General features: G+C 64.9%; 19 protein-coding genes. 3 read left to right on the top strand and 16 right to left on the bottom strand.

Translation table 11 applies throughout. The features are described from left to right. Window positions 1-3: 3 nt before the first annotated feature. The 8 genes from glnT to AYJ57_RS18965 form a co-directional block, all read right to left on the bottom strand. Window positions 4-1,320, bottom strand: coding sequence for a type III glutamate--ammonia ligase (gene glnT, locus AYJ57_RS19000; protein WP_066109710.1), 1,317 nt, complete (start codon window positions 1,318-1,320; stop codon window positions 4-6). Between the two features lie 80 nt (window positions 1,321-1,400). Further along, the gene (locus AYJ57_RS18995) at window positions 1,401-2,726 is read right to left on the bottom strand and encodes an FMN-binding glutamate synthase family protein (RefSeq protein ID WP_066109706.1); all 1,326 of its coding nucleotides are present in this window, start codon (window positions 2,724-2,726) and stop codon (window positions 1,401-1,403) included. A gap of 10 nt (window positions 2,727-2,736) precedes the next feature. Beyond that, window positions 2,737-3,420: a GXGXG domain-containing protein gene (locus AYJ57_RS18990; protein ID WP_066109703.1), complete on the bottom strand. Its 684-nt coding sequence runs from the start codon at window positions 3,418-3,420 to the stop codon at window positions 2,737-2,739. Window positions 3,421-3,422: 2 nt separating this feature from the next. Continuing rightward, window positions 3,423-4,310: a class II glutamine amidotransferase gene (locus AYJ57_RS18985; RefSeq protein WP_066109700.1), complete on the bottom strand. Its 888-nt coding sequence runs from the start codon at window positions 4,308-4,310 to the stop codon at window positions 3,423-3,425. Between the two features lie 140 nt (window positions 4,311-4,450). Continuing rightward, complete coding sequence (locus AYJ57_RS18980; RefSeq protein ID WP_066109698.1) at window positions 4,451-5,086, bottom strand: helix-turn-helix domain-containing protein; 636 nt, start codon at window positions 5,084-5,086, stop codon at window positions 4,451-4,453. Between the two features lie 106 nt (window positions 5,087-5,192). Beyond that, window positions 5,193-6,806 carry a BCCT family transporter gene (locus AYJ57_RS18975; RefSeq protein ID WP_066109695.1) on the bottom strand — a complete coding sequence of 538 codons (1,614 nt, stop codon included), beginning with the start codon at window positions 6,804-6,806 and terminating at the stop codon, window positions 5,193-5,195. 135 nt (window positions 6,807-6,941) lie between these two features. Next, window positions 6,942-7,298 carry a hypothetical protein gene (locus tag AYJ57_RS18970; protein ID WP_157374269.1) on the bottom strand — a complete coding sequence of 119 codons (357 nt, stop codon included), beginning with the start codon at window positions 7,296-7,298 and terminating at the stop codon, window positions 6,942-6,944. Window positions 7,299-7,434: 136 nt separating this feature from the next. After that, window positions 7,435-8,577 (bottom strand): ShlB/FhaC/HecB family hemolysin secretion/activation protein, encoded by a 1,143-nt coding sequence (locus AYJ57_RS18965; protein ID WP_157374267.1) that lies wholly within the window; start codon window positions 8,575-8,577, stop codon window positions 7,435-7,437. A gap of 323 nt (window positions 8,578-8,900) precedes the next feature. Here AYJ57_RS18965 and AYJ57_RS18960 point away from each other — a divergent pair, with 323 nt between their 5' ends. Together AYJ57_RS18960 and AYJ57_RS18955 are read left to right on the top strand one after the other, a co-directional pair. After that, a complete protein-coding gene (locus tag AYJ57_RS18960; protein ID WP_066109686.1) occupies window positions 8,901-10,481 on the top strand; it encodes a helix-turn-helix domain-containing protein in 1,581 nt (526 codons plus the stop codon). Between the two features lie 125 nt (window positions 10,482-10,606). Next, complete coding sequence (locus AYJ57_RS18955; protein WP_083191407.1) at window positions 10,607-12,736, top strand: ATP-binding protein; 2,130 nt, start codon at window positions 10,607-10,609, stop codon at window positions 12,734-12,736. Window positions 12,737-12,818: 82 nt separating this feature from the next. Here the strand turns inward: AYJ57_RS18955 and AYJ57_RS18950 are convergent, their stop codons facing one another. From AYJ57_RS18950 to AYJ57_RS18915, 8 genes are all read right to left on the bottom strand, one after another. Continuing rightward, window positions 12,819-13,055 carry an amphi-Trp domain-containing protein gene (locus tag AYJ57_RS18950; RefSeq protein ID WP_237220228.1) on the bottom strand — a complete coding sequence of 79 codons (237 nt, stop codon included), beginning with the start codon at window positions 13,053-13,055 and terminating at the stop codon, window positions 12,819-12,821. 60 nt (window positions 13,056-13,115) lie between these two features. Further along, on the bottom strand, window positions 13,116-14,447 hold the full coding sequence (locus AYJ57_RS18945; protein ID WP_217621122.1) for a metallophosphoesterase: 1,332 nt from the start codon (window positions 14,445-14,447) through the stop codon (window positions 13,116-13,118). 27 nt (window positions 14,448-14,474) lie between these two features. Continuing rightward, window positions 14,475-15,173 (bottom strand): histidine phosphatase family protein, encoded by a 699-nt coding sequence (locus AYJ57_RS18940; protein ID WP_066109680.1) that lies wholly within the window; start codon window positions 15,171-15,173, stop codon window positions 14,475-14,477. Further along, window positions 15,166-16,245, bottom strand: coding sequence for an HprK-related kinase B (locus AYJ57_RS18935; RefSeq protein ID WP_066109677.1), 1,080 nt, complete (start codon window positions 16,243-16,245; stop codon window positions 15,166-15,168). The genes AYJ57_RS18940 and AYJ57_RS18935 overlap by 8 nt, the downstream gene beginning before the upstream one ends. Then, window positions 16,242-17,123, bottom strand: a complete 882-nt coding sequence (locus AYJ57_RS18930; RefSeq protein ID WP_066109675.1) for a GAK system ATP-grasp enzyme — start codon at window positions 17,121-17,123, stop codon at window positions 16,242-16,244. The genes AYJ57_RS18935 and AYJ57_RS18930 overlap by 4 nt, the downstream gene beginning before the upstream one ends. Further along, window positions 17,116-18,747 (bottom strand): aminoglycoside phosphotransferase family protein, encoded by a 1,632-nt coding sequence (locus AYJ57_RS18925; RefSeq protein WP_066109671.1) that lies wholly within the window; start codon window positions 18,745-18,747, stop codon window positions 17,116-17,118. Before AYJ57_RS18925 ends, AYJ57_RS18930 begins: the two co-directional genes overlap by 8 nt. Continuing rightward, the gene (locus AYJ57_RS18920) at window positions 18,734-19,189 is read right to left on the bottom strand and encodes an NUDIX domain-containing protein (protein ID WP_066109669.1); all 456 of its coding nucleotides are present in this window, start codon (window positions 19,187-19,189) and stop codon (window positions 18,734-18,736) included. The genes AYJ57_RS18925 and AYJ57_RS18920 overlap by 14 nt, the downstream gene beginning before the upstream one ends. 75 nt (window positions 19,190-19,264) lie before the next feature. Further along, window positions 19,265-20,074, bottom strand: coding sequence for a DeoR/GlpR family DNA-binding transcription regulator (locus tag AYJ57_RS18915; protein WP_066109667.1), 810 nt, complete (start codon window positions 20,072-20,074; stop codon window positions 19,265-19,267). Window positions 20,075-20,388: 314 nt separating this feature from the next. Here AYJ57_RS18915 and hisN point away from each other — a divergent pair, with 314 nt between their 5' ends. Continuing rightward, complete coding sequence (gene hisN, locus AYJ57_RS18910; RefSeq protein WP_066109664.1) at window positions 20,389-21,183, top strand: histidinol-phosphatase; 795 nt, start codon at window positions 20,389-20,391, stop codon at window positions 21,181-21,183. Window positions 21,184-21,190: the final 7 nt, after the last annotated feature.

The following is a 21,190-nucleotide window of genomic DNA, read 5'->3' as shown; positions in this document are numbered from 1 at the left end:
GCGTCAGATATCCAGCGTGTTGTCTTTCTCCCAGCGGGAGAAATGCGACACGAAGGAATTCCACTCCTGCAGCTTCATCTTGGCGTAGGAGGCCGAGAATTCGGCGCCCATCATCGCCTTCAGCTCCTCATCCGCATCATAGGCACGGATCGCATCCAGCAGGTTCAGCGGCAGTTTCGGCGCGTCCTTCACCGTGTGCCCTTCGGCGTACATGTCGATGTCGTAGCGCTGGCCCGGATCGGCCTTGGAGCGGATGCCCGACAGACCCGCCGCGATGATCACCGCCTGCAGCAGATAGGGGTTGGTGGCGCCATCCGGCAGCCGCAACTCGAAGCGGCCCGGCCCCGGCACACGGACCATATGGGTGCGGTTGTTGCCGGTCCATGTGACGGTGTTCGGCGCCCAAGTGGCGCCCGACATGGTGCGCGGCGCGTTGATGCGCTTGTAGCTGTTGACCGTGGGGTTGGTGATCGCGGCCAGCGCCTCGGCGTGCTTCATGATGCCGCCAAGGAAGTGCCCGCCCTGCTCGGAAAGGCCGACCTCGCCGATCTGGCCACCGGCATCTCCGGCGAAAGCATTGGTCTTGCCGTCCAGATCCCACACCGAGATATGCGCGTGGCAGCCGTTGCCGGTCAGCCCTTCGATCGGCTTGGGCATGAAGGTGGCGCGCAGCCCGTGCTTTTCAGCGACCGATTTCACCATGAACTTGAAGAAGCTGTGGCGGTCGGCGGTGACCAGCGCGTCGGCGAACTCCCAGTTCATCTCGAACTGGCCGTTGGCGTCCTCGTGGTCGTTCTGATACGGGCCCCAACCCAGTTCCAGCATGTAATCGCAGATCTCGGCGATCACATCGTAGCGGCGCATCACCGCCTGCTGGTCGTAGCAGGGTTTCTCGGCGGTATCGAACGGGTCCGAGATCTGCGTGCCTTCGGGGGTAAGCAGGAAGAACTCGGCCTCGATGCCGGTCTTCACACGCAGCCCCTCGGAGGCGGCCTCATCGACCAGTTTGCGCAGCACGTTGCGCGGCGCTTGATCCACCGGCGCGCCTTCCATGACGCAATCGGCGGGCACCCAAGCCACCTCGGGCTTCCACGGCAGCTGGATCGCCGCCGCGGCGTCGGGCACCGCCAGCATGTCGGGATGCGCCGGGGTGAGGTCGAGCCATGTGGCGAAACCGGCAAACCCCGCGCCGTCTTCTTGCATGTCCGCGATCGCCTGCGCGGGCACCAGCTTGGCGCGCTGCCCCCCGAAGAGATCGGTGTAGGAGATCATGAAGTACTTGATGCCGCGTTCGCGGGCGAATTCAGCCAGATCGGCCATGGCGATACCTTTCGTTCCCTGTTGTGGCGGGCGGGGCGTCTGCGCACCCTCGCCCGGTCTTCCCGTCGCTTGCAGCCGGTTCAGAAGCCCGGCTTGCCTGGGTACCACTCTGTCCCGGCGAGCGGCACGCGCGCCATGGCGGCGGCCTCCATGGTCAGCGCGCAGAGGTCTTCTGGTTCAAGATTGTGCACATGGCTCTTGCCGCAGGCGCGCGCGATGGTCTGGCATTCCAGCGTCATCACGTTGAGGTAGTTGCGCAAACGGCGTCCCGCGGCGATGGGATCGAGCCGCGCCATGAGATCGGGATCCTGCGTGGTGATGCCCGCCGGATCGCGCCCTTCGTGCCAGTCGTCATAGGCCCCGGCGGTGGTGCCGAGCTTGCGGTACTCGTCTTCCCATTTGGGATCATTGTCGCCAAGCGCGACCAGAGCGGCGGTGCCGATGGCGACCGCGTCGGCCCCCAGAGCCAGCGCCTTGGCCACATCGGCGCCGGTGCGGATGCCGCCCGAAACCACCAGTTGCACCTCGCGGTGCATGCCCAGATCCTGCAGCGCCTGCACGGCGGGGCGGATGCATGCCAGCGTCGGCAGGCCGACGTTCTCGATGAACACATCCTGCGTCGCGGCGGTGCCGCCCTGCATCCCGTCGAGCACCACCACATCGGCCCCGGCCTTCACCGCGAGCGCAGTGTCATAATAGGGCCGCGCGCCGCCGACCTTGATGTAGATCGGCTTTTCCCAGTTGGTGATCTCGCGCAGCTCGAGGATCTTGATCTCCAGATCGTCCGGCCCGGTCCAATCGGGGTGACGGCAGGCCGAGCGCTGGTCGATGCCCACCGGCAGATCGCGCATCCCGGCGACCCGTTCGGTGATCTTCTGGCCCAGCAGCATGCCGCCGCCGCCCGGCTTCGCCCCCTGCCCCACGACCACTTCGATGGCATCGGCGCGGCGCAGATCGTCGGGGTTCATGCCGTAGCGGCTGGGAAGATACTGGTAGATCAGCTTTTCCGAGTGGCCGCGCTCTTCCTCGGTCATGCCGCCGTCGCCGGTGGTGGTCGAGGTGCCTGCCAGCGTCGCGCCGCGGCCCAGAGCCTCCTTAGCATTGCCCGAGAGCGCGCCAAAGGACATGCCCGCGATGGTGATCGGGATCTTCAGTTCGATCGGCTTCTTGGCGAAACGCGTGCCGAGCGTGACCGAGGTGTCGCATTTCTCGCGGTAGCCTTCGAGCGGGTAACGCGAGATCGAGGCGCCGAGAAACAGCAGATCGTCGAAATGCGGCACGCGGCGCTTCGCCCCGCCGCCACGAATGTCATAGATGCCGGTCGCCGCCGCGCGGCGGATCTCGGAATTCACCTCGCGCGAGAAGGTCCAGGACTGGCGCGGCTCGGTGTGGGGGGTCTTGTCCATTGTCCGCTCCTCAGTATTCGTCGGCGTGGTCGATGTTGAAGTTGTAGAGCTTGCGAGCCGAGCCGTAGCGCTTGAACTCTTCGGGCTTGGCATCGGCGCCCGCGCGCTCGAGCAGGTCCTTGAGGATGGCGAGATGCTCGGGGCGCATCTCTTTCTCGACGCAGTCGGCGCCCAGCGATTTGACCGTGCCGCGCACGAAGAGCCGCGCCTCGTAGAGACTGTCCCCCAGCGCATCCCCGGCATCGCCCAGAACGACCAGATTGCCCTTCTGCGCCATGAAGGCCGACATGTGGCCGATGCTGCCATGCACGACGATGTCGATGCCCTTCATCGAGATGCCGCAACGCGAACTGGCGTTGCCCTTGATGTTGAGCAGCCCGCCATGGCCGGTGGCCCCGGCGTATTGGCTGGCGTCGCCGTCGATGATCACCTCACCCGACATCATGTTTTCGGCCACGCCGGGACCGGCCGAGCCTTCGACGTGCACCGTGGCGAGCTTGTTCATCCCGGCGCAATAGTAACCGGTATTGCCCCTGACGGTGACCGACAGAGGCCCGTCCAGCCCCACCGCCATGGCATGCGCGCCGCGCGGGTTCTCAATCGTGAAGCTTTCGTTGGCCTGCGCCTTCGCGGCCTCCTGCAGCGCCGCGTTGACTTCGCGCAGCGGCGTTTGCGACATATCCAGTACCGGCATTCTCAGCGCTCCCAGAAATAGACGGTTGCGGGTTCGGGCTCCCAGACGCGGGCGGCGTCGATGCCCGGCAGATCGGCAAAGGCGCGGTACTCGCTGGCGAAGGCGACATAGTCGTCGGTCTCGGCCATCACCGCGGGCTTGCAGGCGACCGGATCGCGCACCACGCCAAAGCCGTTCTTGGTGCCGGTGACGAAGGTGAAGAAGCCGTCGAGATCCTTCAGCGTGCCCTCCAGCGCCTCGCCCAGCGTGGCTCCCTCGGCGATGCGCGAGGAGATATAGGCCGCGCCCACCTCGGTGTCGTTCTCGGTCTTGGTGAAGACGCCTTTCTTGGCCAGTCGGCGGCGCATGTCGTTGTGGTTCGACAGCGAGCCATTGTGCACGAGGCACTGATCGTCAGCGGTCGAGAACGGGTGCGCGCCCAGCGTGGTCACCGCCGATTCCGTGGCCATGCGGGTGTGGCCGATGCCGTGGCTGCCGCCCATCTCGCGGATGCCGAAGCGGGCGGCCACGTCTCGAGGCAGGCCGACCTCCTTGAAAATCTCCATGCTCTCGCCCGCGCCCATGACGCGCAGCCCGCGCGCCTCGAGCCAGTCGAGTGCCGCCGCCTCATGCTCTTTCGGCAGGGTCAGCACCGCATGGGTGTCGACGACGCGCAGCGTGGCATCGGGGCCGAAGGCCTCGGCCAGCGCCTCGCCAAGACCGGCGAAGGCCGCGTCGGGCGTGTCGCTCTGCACGGTGATCTTCAGACCGCCCGTCTCATCACCGTAGATCGCAATGCCCGCGCTGTCGGGGCCACGGTCGGTCATGGTGATGAGCATGTCGGTCAGCATGTCGCCCAGCTTGGGGCGCAGGTCATCCTTCTTGAGGAAGAGGCCAACGATGCCACACATGGTTTTCTCCGTTAGGTCAGGGGCGCGGCGCGCCCGTCCCCTGCTGGGTAACGGAGCAAAACTTTCCCATCAAGAATATTTATATCTCTTATGGAAAGTTTCGGCCTGCAGAGCGTCACTGCCCAAAAACTGTGCGCCCGCTAGCGCGCCTGAGGGTAGGAGATGATCGCAAGGTAGCGGATCGGCAGCTGCACCAGCTCTCCGGGGCCATGCGGCGCGTCGGCGTCGAAGAACAGCGAGTCGCCCGGCTCCAGCAGATATTCCTGATCGCCATGGCGGTAGTTGAGCAGCCCCTCGAGCATATAGAGCATCTCAAGCCCCTCATGCTGAAAGGTCGGGAAGAGGTCGCTCTCGCTGTCGAGCACGATGAGATAGGGCTCCATGACGACGCCCGAGTTGTTCGAGCCGAGGTGCCCCAAGAGGTGGTACTGGTGGCCCGCGCGGGTACCCGCGCGCTCGACTTCGACGCCCTGCCCGGACTTCACGTGGATGCAGCCGCGCTCTTCCTCATATCCGGCGAAAAGCTGCACCAGCGGCACGCGGAGCGCATGCGCCAGCACAGAGATGGTGTTGAGCGAGGGCGAGATCACCCCGTTCTCGATCTTCGACAACATGCCCACCGACAGACCCGCCTGCGCCGCAAGCTCGGCGCCCGTCATGCGCTGGCGCTTCCGCAGATCGCGTACCTGCCGCCCGATGGCCACCTCGAGGTTCTTCTCGCGCGGGCCGCGCTCGGCATGGGGGTCTTGGGTGAATGCCTGATCCTGTCGCTTCACGCGCGCCTCTCCTGTCGATCGCTTGCGGGCTGCAGCATAGGCGCAGCGCCACAGAAATTGCGACAGGGAATTTTCCTACGAGGAAAATTCGGCGCGCGTGGCGACCTCAGCGCCCGCGTCTCGCCTCTCCGGCCAGTTGCCGGATCACCGACAGCAGCATCGCCACGAGAATGAAAGAAAACGGCACCGCGCCGACCACCATCAGGTCTCGGATCGAGCCGACGCCGCCCACCGCAATCACCGCGCCGGTCGCCGTGGCGATCAGCACCGCCCAGAGGATCGAATGCATCGGCGTCTCGGCCAGTTCGCTGCCCCCTGCGCCGATGGATTTGATCGCGATGATCGCCGCGGTGGCCGAGGACACTACCAGCACCAGCAGGAGCAGAGCCAGCAGCGCCTTCACGGCAACGCCCCCCGGTCCCGGCAGCATCACGTCAATTGCGGCGAAGACTCGGAAGGCATGCTCGGCCTCCAGAATGCGCCCGCCCCCGCGTCCGCCCAGTTCCATCAGCAATGCCGATCCGCCGGTGGCAGAGAACCAGATAAAGCACATCACCGTAGGGCCCAGCATGGCGCCGCAGATAAACTGCCGCACGCTGCGGCCTCGCGAGATGCGCGCCAGAAAGACCCCAACGAAGGGTGCGAAGGCGATCCACCAAGCCCAGTAAAAGATTGTCCAGTCGCTTTGCCATCCGCGCTGTGCCGCGCCGAGCTCGGACCCGTCACCGTAGAGCGTGAAGATTTGCCCGGGCAGTGCTGTCACATAGGCCGTTACACTTTGGGCAAAAACCACGGCGACCCCGTCTCGCCCGCCGCAGAAGATAAAAACGACCAACACCACGAAGGCCAGAACAATCCCCGCGTTGGACATCCATTTCACGCCCCGCTCCACGCCCGAGACCACAGAGGCGATGGTCACCGCAATGGTCAGCACCAGAGCCGAGAGCAGCGCAACCAACGGCGGGTTGCCTACGGAATCAGCGAAAAAGGCGCTGCCGGTGAGGATCGACAGGCCCGAGCAGATCTGTTCGAGTCCAAGCACGATGGTCGTGGTGATCCCGGCGGCAATGGCGAGGATCGAGACGATGTCGATCCCATGCCCCAAGGCCCCTTCGAGCCTCCGGCCCAGCAGCGCGGCCAGCGCCGAACGGATGGTCATAGGATGGCCGCTGCGATGGCAAGCGAGACCGAGCGCAAGGCCGATCACCACGTAGCAACTCCACGCCGACAGCCCCCAGTGCAGAAACACGAAGCGCATGGCAGAGGGCACCGTCTCGGCGCTGCCGGCAGAGATGTCGCCGGCCAGAATGTCGGGGTTGCTGAGGAAGTTGGACACCGGTTCGCTCACGGAAAACACCAGAATGCCGATACCGATGCCTGCGCAGAACATCATCGACAGCCACGACAACGTGCCATGTTCGGGCTTCACACCCGGTATGCCCAGCGTGATCCGCCCCGAGATCGGCAGGCAGACAAGCACCAGATTGAACACCACAAAGCCGCCCATGATGTAGACATACCAGCCCGCGAAGCGCGTCAGCGTAAGACGTTTCAGCGCCTCCAGAACGGTTGTCGAGACCTCCGGCGCCAGTAGCAGAAACAAGGTTCCGAGGGTGATCAGCAGCTTGGCCGATAGCGAGACGACGGGATTGAAACCTCTGTAGAAGCCTCCCGCCACCGTACGGACGCGGATCTGCGATGGTGGCAGTTCTATCGTCATGAAAAATCTCCGGATGAAATCAAATGTGGGCAGGCGCGCAGGCGGAGACTGCTGCCACAAACGGCACAGCGAGGAGGTTCCAAAGTCCTGCGCGCCCTGTCGGGACAATCGGCGACGACGGCTGCGACGCCGCGGTCAGGCCCCGCTGCGGGCGCGACGACTCTGGCTGGGAGCCACCAGAGCGCGCAGCGCCGACGCGAGGGTCAGATCCCGTTCGCTGCCAGGGTGGCGCGTATAGCGCACCACCAGAGAGGCATCGACCGCGATGACCAGCGCATTGATGGCGTAGAGAACGATGATCGGCGGCATCGCACCGGTCTGCACATAGATCATCAGCTTGGAGGCGACGCCGCAGAGGTAGCCAAAGCAGATGACCAAAACGAAGGGCAAACTCTTGCCACGCGCCTGTCGGACGCGCAGCATTTTGTAAATTGAGCAGTACCAACCAGTCGAGAATGCGACGAGCATGATGGCTTCTAGAATATCGGACATAATGCAATCTCTCCAACGGAATGTCGGGAGTGATGCCGGGGGAAGGTGAGTGACCTAAGCACCACTGGGCAGAGGATGCGGGCCAATTGTTGTGAGACTATTTGAAAATCGCAGTTCGCCCGGAGGCTTTTGCGGCTCAGAACTGATAGGCGGCCTGAAACCACAGACGGTTCGTGTCCTGATCCGCCGCGCCGAGAGGTTCGTCGAGGATATGGGTGATCGACAGCTCGCCGAGGAAATCTCCCTGTAGGTGCCGCAACCCCCATGACAGGCTCGCCCATTGATCAGTCTCGGCGCGCAGCAGCGCATTGCTGTTGTCCCGCAGCCAGCCGCCATCGAGCCCGACGAAGCCCTGCGTGCGTTGCAGCTTGCCGGACTGCAGGGCGGGGCCACGGAAATCATGGGCGACTTCGATCCGCGCACCTAAGCAGCGATCGCCATTGACGAAGCTTTGATCGAAGCCGCGCGCGTAGTTGTTTGTGCCATAGCCACAGCGCTGGCTAGGCGGCAAGCTGTCTACACTGTACTGGCCGATCACCCCGAAGTTCAGGAAATTCTTGCCCCGCAGCGGCACCGAAGCCTCGGCGCTCGCCGCCAGCCGCAGGAACTCGCTGGTCACTCCGGGTGCGCTCGCGCGCGGGTTGTCGGCGCGCGACGCCCCCAACCCGGCAAGCCCTTTCGTGAGCGAGACTGAAAGACGGCGCCTCGCGCCGAACAGCTGCCCGGTCTCATGCAAAAGCGCGAACCGCAAAAGGCGCAGATTTTCGTCTGTCCCCGGTTGGCCAAGCACCTCGGCGCGGCTGCCTCTGGCGGTTAGTTCCAGCGATCCGGTCAGCCGCGCATTCAGCCCTGTACTCCAGACCCGGCGCAGACCTAAAGACAGGGTGTCGTTGCTGCCTCGCACGTCGAGCGGCAGCAAATCCTCAGTCCCCAAAAGATAGCCACCCGCATCGTAGTTGATATAGACCGTCGTCTCAGCCCCGAGATCGAAGCGATAGCCGATCCCTCCGGCCAGCAACTCGCGTCCGCCCTCTTCGGCCGGACCGCCAACCACCGCGACCAGATCAAGCTGGCTCGCCACCGGCAGCGCAAACGGAAGTGAAAGCCCGAACGACGCGATATAGGGACCGATGGGCTCGGACCCGATCGAAGAGAGCGTCACAAACCGCTGAGGCTCGTCTACCCGTCGGATTTGCGTGGTGGAGCCGCGATCCACCCCGGTCACCGGATCCGCGACAAACTCGGCAAAAAACGACTGCGCCCGCGCCTCGCCCCCCAAGACCAGAAGGGTGCAGAGCAAAAGCCCTGAAACAATAGATTTTATGATCAAATTGCGGACCTCCTCCGAAACGCATGTTCTGATTTAAATCTCGAACCGTTAGCAATACTCGACCAAAACATGCATATCAGGCTGCCGGAGAACCGATATTCGTGATAGTGTTTTCGGCAACACTCACTCAGCAATTCAAAAAGTCTATAATTCCCTATTTTGCCTAGCCCTTCGCTGGTCGAGGAGCGCATCCAATTACCGAGATCGGACCTATTCACAGCCTGACGTTTTCTGAAGATTTCTCTTCGGCATGGGGCGAAGACGGACAGCAGTTGCGTTTCACCCGTTCTGAAGCCCGCACGCTGGCGCTTCTGGCACGTCATCCCGAGCGGATCGCCACGCGCGAGATGCTTCTCGACGGGTTGAGCGAGGTTGGCTCTGACCGCAACGAACGCAACATCGATTTCATCATCAACCGGCTGCGGCGCAAACTGTCCGACAACGCGCGCGATCCGCGCTTCATCGCCACGCGCTATGGCGAGGGTTATCTCTGGGTCGCCGCGCCGCCCGTGCTGGAGCGCGACGCCGAGGAGGCGGATATGATCGTTGGGCCGTTGCGCGGGCTGGCACCGCTCGGGCCGCTGCGCGGTCAGGCCGAGGCATTCGCCGCCGAAGTCTTCCGCGCCACGAAATCACAGGTCGCCGAAGGCCAGCGCGTCGCCTTCCTTCCCAGCGGCGCGCAGCCGCACGTCCGGGCCGGGACCGAGCCGAAGCTGACGCTTGAACTGACCTTCTTCGCCGAAGCCGGGCAGGTCCACTGCATCACCGCGGCAAAGCTTTTCGACACCGGCCGCATTCTCGCCATGCACCGGAACGCACTGGCTTCGAATGACGCGGCGACGGGCTCGGCGATGCCTGACGTGGCCGATGAACTGGCTCGCCGTGTCCTCAACGATGCGTGGCATATGATCGCCACTTCCGCCGAGAGCGGCGGCCCACTGCCGGTGATGATGCATCTCGCCGGCTTACAAAAAGAGCCCGAGGACGGCACCGCGACGGACAGCCTCGCGCGTCTGAAGGCTTTGCTGGGGGAACGTGAGCGCCATTCGATGGCCAGTTGGAAACTGTCCGAAAGGCGGATTCAGGAACTGCGCGCCGATGCGCCGGATGATCCCCGCCTGAAGATTCTGCAGGCATCGCATCTGCATACCAAATACATCCTGTTCGGACACAAGCTCTTCGCCGATGGCGTCGATGGGCGCGCCGAAGATGAGGACGGGATCGAAACGCTGGTCCTTGAAGCGATGCCGCATATCCGCGGCGCGCCGGAGGTCGCGATCATGGGCGCGAAGCTGCTGCACTTCCTCGACCGCGGTTACAAGGACCTCGCGCGCGAAATCGCAGAAGACGCCTATCGCTCGAGCCTCGCGGTGGACAGCGCATTGCCGTTGATCGGCCAGTTGCGGGCCTATCACGGCGATTTCGAGGCTGCGCTGCCCTGCTTGGATCAGGCGCTGCATCTCGCAACGCCGCGATCCAAGACCCACCTCTATGCGCTGACCATCAAGTGTCAGGCACTGGTTGCCGCCGCAGATGCGAAGGGGCTCGCCGAAAGCCGCCGCGAACTCTATGCTGTCTCGCCGCTTGCGCCGCTGTTCTTTGAGCCGATGTTCGGCGATCCGCACAACCTTTCGCTGCGCGGGCGGGTCGCCACCATGGCCCTGTCGCGCAAGATGTGCGTCGGCGTGCTGATGCACTGCCACTACACATCTGCCCGCCTCTTCCTTCATGAAGCGCAACGCGACAACGTCATCCGCTGCGTGCTGACCATCGTCGCAAGGCGCTTCGGGCCAAGCGCAATCCCCGCGGAAGTCGCTGCGCGTTACCCCAAGGCGATGGCGGAGCTTTCCTGACCACCCGACCGCGCTGCCACAACATAAGTGGTGCAAGACAGTGACACTCGCCCGAAAGGGCTTTGCTACGGCACGCGCGCATCTACATGCTGACTTGTGACACTTTGCAATCGCCCGAGGCCGTGATGCGTTTTTCGCTCTTCAAACCAAGACGGCCTTCACCGGCAGAAACCTCCGACCCTGCATCCGATGATCAAAGGACGCAGAACGAGAGGGAGCGCCGCGAGGCCGGCTATCGCGCGCTCTTCGAAATCATCGACGACGGGTTTTGCATCATCCAATTCATTGATGGCCCAGACGGTCCGCTTTCGGACTACGTGCACATTGAGGCCAACTCGGGCTACGAGCGGCACACCGGCATTCAGGGGATCGTCGGCAAGACGGTCTTTGATGTGGCCCCCAACGACGGGCGCGAGTGGGTGAAGATTTACGGCGAGGTGCTTGCGACGGGAAAGGCGATCCGCTTTGAACGCCAGTTCTCGGAGATCGGCCGCTTCATCGAGGTATCCGCCCGGCGGGTGGAGCCGGAAAGCCTTGGCCAGGTCGCGGTGCTGTTTCGCGATGTCACCGACCGCAAGCGCGCCGAGGCGGAAATCCGCGAGAGCGAGACGCGGGCGCGGGAAAACGAAGCGCGGGTCAATCTGGCGCTTGCCGCGGGTGCCATCGTCGGCACTTGGGTGTGGGACGTGCCCGCGAATGCATTCATCGTCGATGAAGCACTTGCGGAGGCCATGGGGCTTGCCCCCGAGCAGGACCGCGCGGCGCTGACCCTCGATATTCTGGTCACCAATGTCCACCCAGAGGACAAGAACACGCTGCTGCAGCGGATCAACGAGACGCTTGCCGCCGGTGGCCCCTATGCCCAGCAGTTCCGCGTGCTTCAGGCCGACGGCGCGTATCACTGGATCGAGGCCAACGGCAGCGTCGAACATGACCGCGACGGCAAGCCCAAGACCTTTTCTGGCGTTCTGATGAACATCGACGCGCGCCGCGCAGTCGAGGCCGAGCGCGACCGTGCCATTGCCGAGCTCTCGCGCCTCAACGAGACGCTGGAACAGCGCGTCACCGAGCAGACCAACGAGTTGATGGCCAAGGAAGAGGCGCTGCGGCAGGCGCACAAGATGGAAGCGGTGGGACAGCTTACCGGCGGGCTCGCGCATGATTTCAACAACCTGCTGGCGGCCTGCTCGGGGTCGCTGGAGATGATGCGCAAGCGTCTGGACGAGGGGCGCAGCGACGATCTCGCCAAATATCTCGACGCCGCCAAAAGCGCGACCGACCGCGCCGCCCATGTCACCCAGCGCCTTCTGGCCTTCTCGCGCCAGCAATCGCTCGCCCCCAAGCCGACGGACCTCGTGCAGCTCACGCGCGGCATGGAGGAACTGGTGCAGCGCACCATGGGCCCGCATATCGAGGTTTCCACCGTTGCGTCTGATGATGTCTGGCCCACCCATGTGGATCCGAACCAGCTGGAGAACGCCCTGCTGAACCTCTGCATCAATGCCCGCGATGCGATGCCCGAGGGCGGGCAACTGACGATCCGCATCGACAATTGCACCCGCGAGGCGGATCAGGCGCAGGAAGGCGACCTCGCGCCGGGCGACTATGTCGAGGTTTCGGTGACGGATACGGGCACCGGCATGGACCCAAGCCAGATCGCCCGCGCCTTCGATCCGTTCTTCACCACCAAACCGATGGGCGAAGGCACCGGGCTGGGTCTGTCGATGGTCTATGGCTTTGCGCAGCAGACCGGCGGCGCGGCGGTGATCCGGTCCGAGAAAGGCACGGGCACCACCGTGTCACTGCTGCTGCCGCGCAGCCTCGCACCCGCCGAAGACGCGCAGCCCCTCGCGGCCGAGGGCCGCGCGGTGCCTGATGCCTCGGGCAAGACCATCCTCGTGGTCGAGGATGAAATCCTCGTGCGTATGGTGGTGGTCGACGCCCTGCGCGACCGCGGGTTTACCGTGCTCGAGGCAGGCACCGGCACCGAGGCGCTGGACGTGCTGGCCACTGAGGCGGCGATCGACCTGCTGCTGACCGATGTCGGCCTGCCCAAGGGAATGAACGGTCGGCAACTGGCGCAAGCCGCGAGACAGGCGCGCCCGACGCTGAAGGTCGTCTTCGTCACCGGATACGACGAGGGCGTGGCACTGGGGGACGAACTGCCCGCCTCGGACGTGGACGTGGTGCAAAAGCCCTTCGACCTCGACCGGCTGATCGACAAGCTGGCCGGGCTGGCCAACGCCGCAGAGTGACCGGCGAGGCAAGCACAGGCCACAAGGCCCGGCACGGCCTCATCGCAGCCGCCAGCGCCGCCCTGCCAAGCTATGACCTAGCTCAGCTTTCGACGCGGGGCGCACCCTTTTTGAGATCCGGCTCGGCGGGGTCGGACCATGTCACGCGCAGGCTGACGGTGGATGTGCCATCCTCGCGATCCGCCTTGATCCGCACGTTCATCAGTCCGCCGGGTTTCAGGACAAGCTCGTCCCCCTCGTCGCCCAGCGTCATCTCGCCCTTGGAAAACCCCTTGGCCAGCGAAGACAGAAGCGTCTTGATCGTCTTGGAATCCTGCAAGGATTCATGCGTAAAACGCTTCGTCGAGCCGCCCATCAGCTTTCCCCGTGCTGCCGCGTGTCAGATCATCCGGTCCGGCGCGAAATGTTTGGCGCGCGGATAGTCCCTGCTCAGACCGATCACATCCCCGGACGGAAAAATCAAGGTGGCCCCGGCGCCGATCCCGTCGAGCCCCTCGAGGCGGCGCGAGGCGCGATCCAGCGTAACGTCGCCCTCCAGATGCAGCAGCCCGCGCTTGGCCAGCAGGCGCTGGCCTTCGTGGCTGTTCACATGGCCCTGCACCACCATATGGATGCCCGCCTCGTGCAGCGCGGTGACGCCCCGCTCGGTCAGTTGGCAGTCGGTGACGCGGTATTTCGTGCGCACGAGGTTCGCCAGCGGCCCGAAGTAGAACCCCAGCGAGGCCCGTTCGGCCCCAGCCTGATAGCGCGTGTTCACCGCCTCGACGCCCTCGCTGGCGAGCAGCGCGCACATATCGTCGCAGAGCCCCGCATGCACGAAGAGCAGCGAGCCGCTGCGGGTCACCACATCCATCGCCTCGTAGAACCACGCATAGGCACCGCCCGGCTTGAAGAAAACCTCATAGCACTTCAGCACCGACGCCAGCGTCTGGCGATGGCTGAGCCCGGCCCGCGCCAGTTCGCGGTCGAACTTGCGCAGCTTCTCCTCGAGCTTGTCGACCTCCTTGGCGATGACCTTGGCGCGCAGTTCCGGGCGGGCGGCCTTGGCAAAGCGCGCGGCCCAGTCCTCGCCGGGCAAGAGCCGGGCGCGGCAGGCCGCCTCATCCGGCATCGCGGCCAGATCGGCGGGGGTGACGAAACGCTCAAGCACCTCGCGCAGCGCGGGCAGGATCTTGCGCCCCATCCGCACGAACAGATGTTCGTTGAGCGCATGGCGCGGCCCGCGCAGCGCGTCCACCGCCATCCGCATGCGCAGATCGTGGTTCCCGGCAAGGATGTGCAGGTCCGCCCCAATGCCCCGCAGCGCGCCGAGCGCGTCGAGCAGCGCAAGATTGCTCGGGCCCTTGTCGAAACTGTCCCCGCCAAGGATGATCCGCGCGCTCTGGCCAAAGCGGGTGAGCCCGATCCGTCCTCCCTCGCGGCGGATCACCCCGCCGGCGATCAGCGAGCGCAGCAGCCCCTCGGCATCCGCATGCGGGTCGGACACGAAGATCACCGGGCGCTCGGGCCAGCGCCAGCCGCCGTGCTGGCGCGCGCGGGCAAGGCAGGCAGAGATCTGCGGCTGCGCCCCTGCGCCGGGCCATGGCTCGATCTCGCGCGGCAGATCGGACAGGCAGCGCTCGGGATCGAAGACCTGCGGCAGAAGACGCGCGGACGCGCTGATCTCATGGCTGCTGGCCTGACGGATACTGGTCTGACGGCTGCTGTACATGGTCCGGCCTCTCGCTGCGGTGCCGGCTCAGTCGATCGGGTCCTCTTTCGGAGCCCTGACCTTCCACGCGCCAGCCAAATGACGCCATCTACCATCGGCATCATGACACAGAAGTAACGGCCTTGCGTGAAACATCGAGAGTTGGGCGATCTCTTTTTGTGCCAGCAGGCCGAGGTGGTGGCAGGCATGGCGGAACGAGGCCCCGTGACCGGCGTGGATCGTCAGCCTGCCCGGCACGGCGCTGCGGCGCAGATGATCCGCGACGCGCTGCCCGGCCTCCATCAGACTTTCCGCCCCTTCCAAGGGCAGGCGGTACATGCTGTCGGACTTCCAGCCCGGCGGCGGTGCGGCATAGCGCGGATCGGCGGCCAGCGCCGCCTCGATCTGCGGCACCGTCATATTGGCGGCACAGCCAAGACCGCGCTCGGCAAGATCGGAAGTCTCGGCGATGCGCAGCGCCTGATGACCTTGCGCGGTCAGCTCCTTGCGAATTTCCTCGGCGGTCTGCCACGCGCGCAGCTGCCGCGAGGCATAGAGCACCGGCGAAAGCGTCAGCCCCCGCTCGGCGATGATTGCGGCCAGCGCGACACCCGCAGCGCGTGCCTGCGAAAGCCCCTCCTCGGTCAGCGGATGCGGCTGGCGGGCCGAAGGCGCGCCCGGCTGCTGGTGATAGGCCCCGTGCCGCAGGATCGCGACATAGGCGGGCTCTGCATTGGCTTCAGGCATCGAGCAAGGCGCGCCCCTCTGCCGCGAGCGCATCGAAATCCACCCTGCCCGACACCTCGAAGACCCGCACATCGCGCAACGCCTCAAGATAAGGCGCGGGCACCGGCGCGGCGCCATTGGGCTCGAAGCGGCCATCCGAATGCTGATAGAACGGCCCCGGGCTTTTCATGATCGCGCCCAGCAGGTCCGGGCGGTCTGCCAGATCGACGGGCGTCAGCGCCGTCGGTGCGTCGCTCTCCCGGCTCCAGTTGAGCACCCAGAAATCGGTGAGCGGCGCCTCATAGCACACCCTTCCGGGCCCATAGACCTCGGGGATGATGAGATCGTATTTCTCCTCAAGGTCCCAAAGCTCCGCAATCGGCATCGTCGCCAGCTCTGCCCGCCGTTCGGCGCTGAGCAGGCCCTGCAGGCGCGGGTTGCCGAGGATCGTGCCGGGGTTGATGCGCGGGTGCTTGGGAATGCCCAGAGCCCGCGCCGGTGCGCCGCCGCGCACCAGCACCCGGTCGTTCGACACAAAGCGCGTGTCCGCAATATCCATCATCCGCAGGATCGACGTGGATTTGCCGCCCCCCGACAGCCCCGCGATTGCCAGCGACCGCCGCGCCCCGGCGACCGCCGCCGCGTGGCACAGCTGCCAGCCCTCACGCAGGCAGGCGTTCAGCACCTGCGTGTTGATGAAATTGATGACCGTGCTTTCGTTTTGCGCCAGAGGGCCGAAGGCGATGGCATGATCCGGGGATTGCAGAAAGGTCACCCCGCTGCGGACCTTGCGGATCAGCCGCGCCCCCTGCAGATCGAAAATCGCATCCTTGCGCCCGGACTTGCCTCCCTCGCGCGCCCAATCGGACCACGCGGGCTCGTCACCCAGCGCCAGTCCTTCGAGCAGATGCACCGCGATGTCTCCGGGCTGGCCACTCAGGGCGGGGGCGAAATAGCCGACGAGGGCCTCGCGCAAGGGCCCTTGCGGGCAGAACACGCTGATCCGGACGGGCCCCACGGCGAGGTGAAACGGCGGTGCCGAGGTGGCTTGGGTCAGGTCGAGCCGGTCCAATACGTCGCGCGTGGACTTCATGCCGAGACCTCCTTGATCACATGCTCTGCCACCAGCGCCGCCGCGTCGATGCCGCAGCCCTTTTGCGCGCCGCTATAGCCGCCGAAGGCCGAGACTTCGAAGACGATCGGCCCGTCCGGGGTCAGCGCGATGTCGACCGTGGTGAAGGTGAGCCCAAAGGGCGCCTGCGCCTTGCGTCCAAGTTCGATCAGTTCGGGATCCGGCTCAAACGGCGCGTATTTGCCGCCCGAATGGATGGTTGTGTTCCAACTGCCGGTCTGGCTGACCCGGGCATAGGTGCAGACGTACGCGCCGTTGAGGAACACCATGCCAAGATCATGCCCCGACAGATCCGCCTTCTTCTGAATATACATCACCGGGTTCTCGGACTTGAAGGCGGCGATCTGCGCCTCGGTATCGGGTGCCCCGCGCTCCAGCAGCAGCATGCCGCGCGCCTTGGTCGAGAAGAGCGGCTTGAACACCGCGGCACCGTAGCGCTCCAGCGCATCGCGGGCCGCGGCGGGGTCTTCGGTGATCGTCGTCGGCGGCATGGGCACCCCGGCGTTCGAAAGCGTCACCGTGCAGGCCAGCCGGTCCATCAGCCGCAGCACCCGTTCGGCGGAGCTGAAGATGCGCACGCCGCGCGCCTCGGCCACGCGCAGCATCTCGAGCCGGTCAAGCGCGTCGGGGCTGTAGGTTTCGGCCACCTTCTTCAGGATCAGCCCGTCGAGCGAGGCAAGATCGATGCCCTCCGACATCAGCGTTCCGGCGTCGAGGTCCAGCGTCACCCGCGCCATGTCGATCACCTGACGATAGCCGGTCCGCGCTTCGAGCGCATCGGCCAGTGCCTCGGTCGACCATTTGCCAGGGGTGCCGATGACGGCGATCTTCTTAGTCACTGAACAGCATCCTCATGGGAAGTTTGAACCGCGGCTCCTTGCCCTCGGGCACGCCCAGCGCGGCTTCCAGAATGTAGCGGGACCGCAGGATCATGCGCTTGGCGTGATCGCGGTCCATGACGAAGCGCGTGGAACTGGCGAAAGAGCGCGCCAGCCCCAGCGCAAGGCGATATTCAAAGCTGGGGTCTTTCTGCCGCTTGGCAAATTTGGCGGCCATCTCGTGCATCCCCACGGCGACCGATGCGATGCGGGCACGGGCGACCGGATCGAGCACCTGCAGCCGGTAGTTCGACACCATGAAGACCGACACGTCCTGCACATAGTCCATGTAGCGCGAGCGATGCAGGTCGATCAGGCGGATCTTCCCCTCGTCTGCATCGTAGATGATGTTGTCGAGGTTGAAATCCCCGTGGATATAGACCGAGAAGGGCGCTGGCAGGTCGCGCTCGCGTCGCGCCGCGGCGGCGATCAGCCCGTCGAGGCTGTCGACCTTCTGGCCCTGCACGAAATGCGCCGGCTGAGCAAACCGCGGGTGCAGACGGTAGACATCCGGCATCCGCTTGGCCAGTTGCTCCATCGCTTTCATCTGTGCGGGCTCGTCGCTGCGGGTCTGCCGCCAGATGTCACGCACCGTCCGATGCAGCGCCTTCTGCGCCTCGGCAAGCCGCGCCTCCGAAGCGCCCAGCACGATATCCTCAAAGGTCTCGCCCTCTAGGTGCTCGATCAGCAGAGCCGCAGAGCCGCCGCGTTTTTCGTAAGAGAGGATCTCTGGCGCGACACCGGGGTAAACCGAGTTCCAGCTTTTCACCCCGACCCGCTCTTCCTTGACCTTCCGGCGGTCGCCATCCTTGAACACCGCATCGACCGTCTTGCCCTGCCCGTCACGCATCCGCACGCCGGAGATCGCGCTTCCGGAGCGCGTCTCGGCGAGGGGCCGAAGCTCGACATCCTTTTCGGGGCCAATCCCCGCAAGCACGCTGCGCAGGGTGAAATAGCGCTCGAACTGAACGTTCTGGCCAAGGTTGTTCGACAGGATCGCCTCGCTGATCGCCTGCAGCGCCTCTCCGGCGCGGCAAATCTCGTTCAGCGCCAATAGCGCATGCGCCAGATCCTCGGGATGCTTGGCACCGGGCATTTCGGCGGTGTAGGCAGCAAAGAGCCGCGTCCGCAGGCGCTCCAGTGCAGCGCTGCCCTCACCGATCTCCACCGCCAGACGGCTGTCGCGGGACTGCAGCGCTTCGGAAATTCCGGCCACCGAGGCGCGCAGCATGCGCAGCGGTTTGAGATAGGCCTCGGCGCAGAGGGTTTTGCGGCGCTGCACATGTTCCGCGTGCTGAACGCCGCGCCGCGCAAGCCGCGAGATCAGATCAAGATTGCGGGCGATGGTGTCGATGCCCTCAAGCTGCAGTTGCCGCGTGCGGCTCCGCTTGCCCCGGCTCATCGCCGCAAGACAGGCCTTGCGCAGCCGCGACGAGAGGTTGTGCGCATAGCCGGCGCGGCTGACAAGCTGCCGCGCGGTGTCGGGACCGGGCGCTTCGAAATAGCCAATCAGACGCGCAAGCTGGCCGTCGATCTCGGCCAGCAGGAAGGCGAAGTTCTCTTCAACCGCGTCAGGGAGCTTCACAGCGCAGCCTCCCGAGGTAGACCGGCGCATCCGGCTGCAAGAGCGTCAGATCATAGCGCGGCAGAAAAAGCGCATCCGGCGCTGCCGGGTCGGTCCAGATCGTCCCCTCCTGCCGCTTGTCGGGATGCGCACCAAGCTGCGGCGCGTAGTCCTCGGGCACAGAGCACTCGAAAAGGGTCTCCAGAAGCAACCGGGTCTTGCCGTGCCCGACGCGAACCACATCGGCCACATGCAGCAAAGCGCCGACCTCGGGGACCACGCCGATCTCTTCAAGACACTCCCGGCGCAGGCATTCCACGAGGCTCTCGCCCGGCTCCTGCCGTCCCCCCGGAAGCGTGAGATAGGCCTGCCCCGACGCGGCGCGTTTGACCTGCACCAGCACCAGCGGTCCCTTGCGGATCACCGCACGCACGGCAGAGCGGATGTCGTTCTCCTGCAACATGCGCAAGCTATGCGCGCAGCGGGTATGAATTTCAAACCCATATTGGCCCGGAAATCGCCCGGCCCGGCGGTATTCTTACGTCTCCGCCGAACTCCGGCGGCGCGCCAATCGCTGTGCCTCGGTTTCAGCCACGGGCACGCGCACGACCTCGCCTGAGGGTAGCTCAAACGCGGGGTCTGCCCCCGTATCGGTGATCAGCTGGTCGATCTCGCCTGTGCGGCAGATGGCCACCCGGCTTTCGGTTCCGATCTTCGACGAGACGCAGAGCATCATGCAGCGGCGGGCGCAGCGGATCATCTTGCGCGCCACTTCCGCCTCGTGAAGCTCGTAGTCGGTAGCACCGCGGGAGGGATCGATCCCGACGGGCGAGATCACCGCATAATCCGCAAGGAAGCGGTCAATCTCCGACAGGGTCAACTCGCCGAAGGTCGCGGGCACATCGCCATGCGGCTTGCCGCCCAGCAGCAGCATGTCGATGCCGCTGCGCGCCGCAAGCACCTGCGCGATCTCGATGGAGTTGGTGATCACCCGCAGGTCGCGGTCCTGCTCAAGCTCATGCGCGAAGGCCAAGGTTGTCGTCCCGGCGTCGATGAAGATCGTCGAGCCCGGCTCGATCAGCGCGGCGGCCCGGCGGCCGATGGCGCGCTTGGCTTCGGCGTTTTCGACCAGACGGTCCGAAAATGCGGGCTCGGGCAGGATCACCTTGTCCGAGGTCACCGCGCCGCCGTGCACCCGCACGAGCGTGCCGCGCTGGTCGAGGTCGAGAAGATCGCGGCGGATGGTTTCCCGCGAGACGTCAAAGACCTCGGCGAGGCGGTTGGTCTCGACCTTCCCCTCCTGCGAGAGATACTCGAGAATCTTCGACTGCCGCTCGTGCGACCACATGGCGTTTCCTTTCCATGGGCGCATCTGCCCCCGGCTGGCTTCCCTAAGTTTGGCAGGACCTTAGCAAGACGGCCCGACAAATCCACAAGTATCCTCACGTAATGTGGATTTATGGCCGATTCGTAAATCCACAGTCCATAAATCACAAAATTAGGCGCAATTATCGCCCATTTATGCGGCGATGTGTGTTTTTACCTGCCGAATCCACAAAAAGAATGTGCACCTCTGCCCGTTTGCATGTGAGCGTGAGGCAACAGCACCGGGCGGATGACCCGCCAGCCAGTCAGCCCGCCGACCAGATTGAAAGAGACTGCATGTTCGACCTTCCTCAGGCCCTCGCCTTCGCCAACGCATCCGCCGACGAAGCTGGCCAACTCGCGCGCAAGCATTTCCGCAAGGCGCTCAGCGTCGAGCACAAGGTCGACGACAGCCCGGTCACCATCGCCGATCGCTCCATCGAGACCATGCTGCGCGCGCGGATTGCCGAGGCCTATCCCGATCACGGCATCTTCGGCGAAGAGCATGGGGTTGAGAACCTAGACCGCAAGCACGTGTGGGTCGTCGACCCGATCGACGGCACCAAGAGCTTTGTCACCGGCCATCCGCTGTTTGGCGGCCTGATGGCGCTGCTAGAGGACGGCGCCCCGAAGCTGGGCCAAATCGACATGCCGGCCATTGGCGAGCGCTGGTGCGGCATCGAAGGCCAGCAGACCACGCTCAACGGTGTCCCTGTGAAGACCAGCGATTGCCGCGAGCTGTCGCAGGCCTTCGCCTATACCACCGACCCGATGCTGTTCACCGGCAGCCGCGCCCCGGCCTTCGAGATGCTGCGCGAGGGCTGCCGTCTGCTGCGCTTCGGCGGCGATTGCTACAACTACGCCCTGCTCGCCTCGGGTCACTGCGATCTGGTGCTGGAATGCGGGCTGGAGCCCTATGACTACCTTCCCGTGGTGCAGGTGATCCGCGGCGCTGGCGGCGTCATCACCGACTGGAACGGCAACCCGCTCGGCACCGGATCGAGCGGCGAGGTGCTGGCCAGCGCCACCCCTGAACTTCACGCGCAAATGCTGGACGAACTGGCCCGCCTGCGTGCGACCGAAGCGGCATAAAGACCGA

Source organism: Salipiger sp. CCB-MM3 (assembly GCF_001687105.1).
GTDB lineage: Bacteria > Pseudomonadota > Alphaproteobacteria > Rhodobacterales > Rhodobacteraceae > Salipiger.
This window is presented reverse-complemented; position numbering and strand designations above follow the sequence as displayed.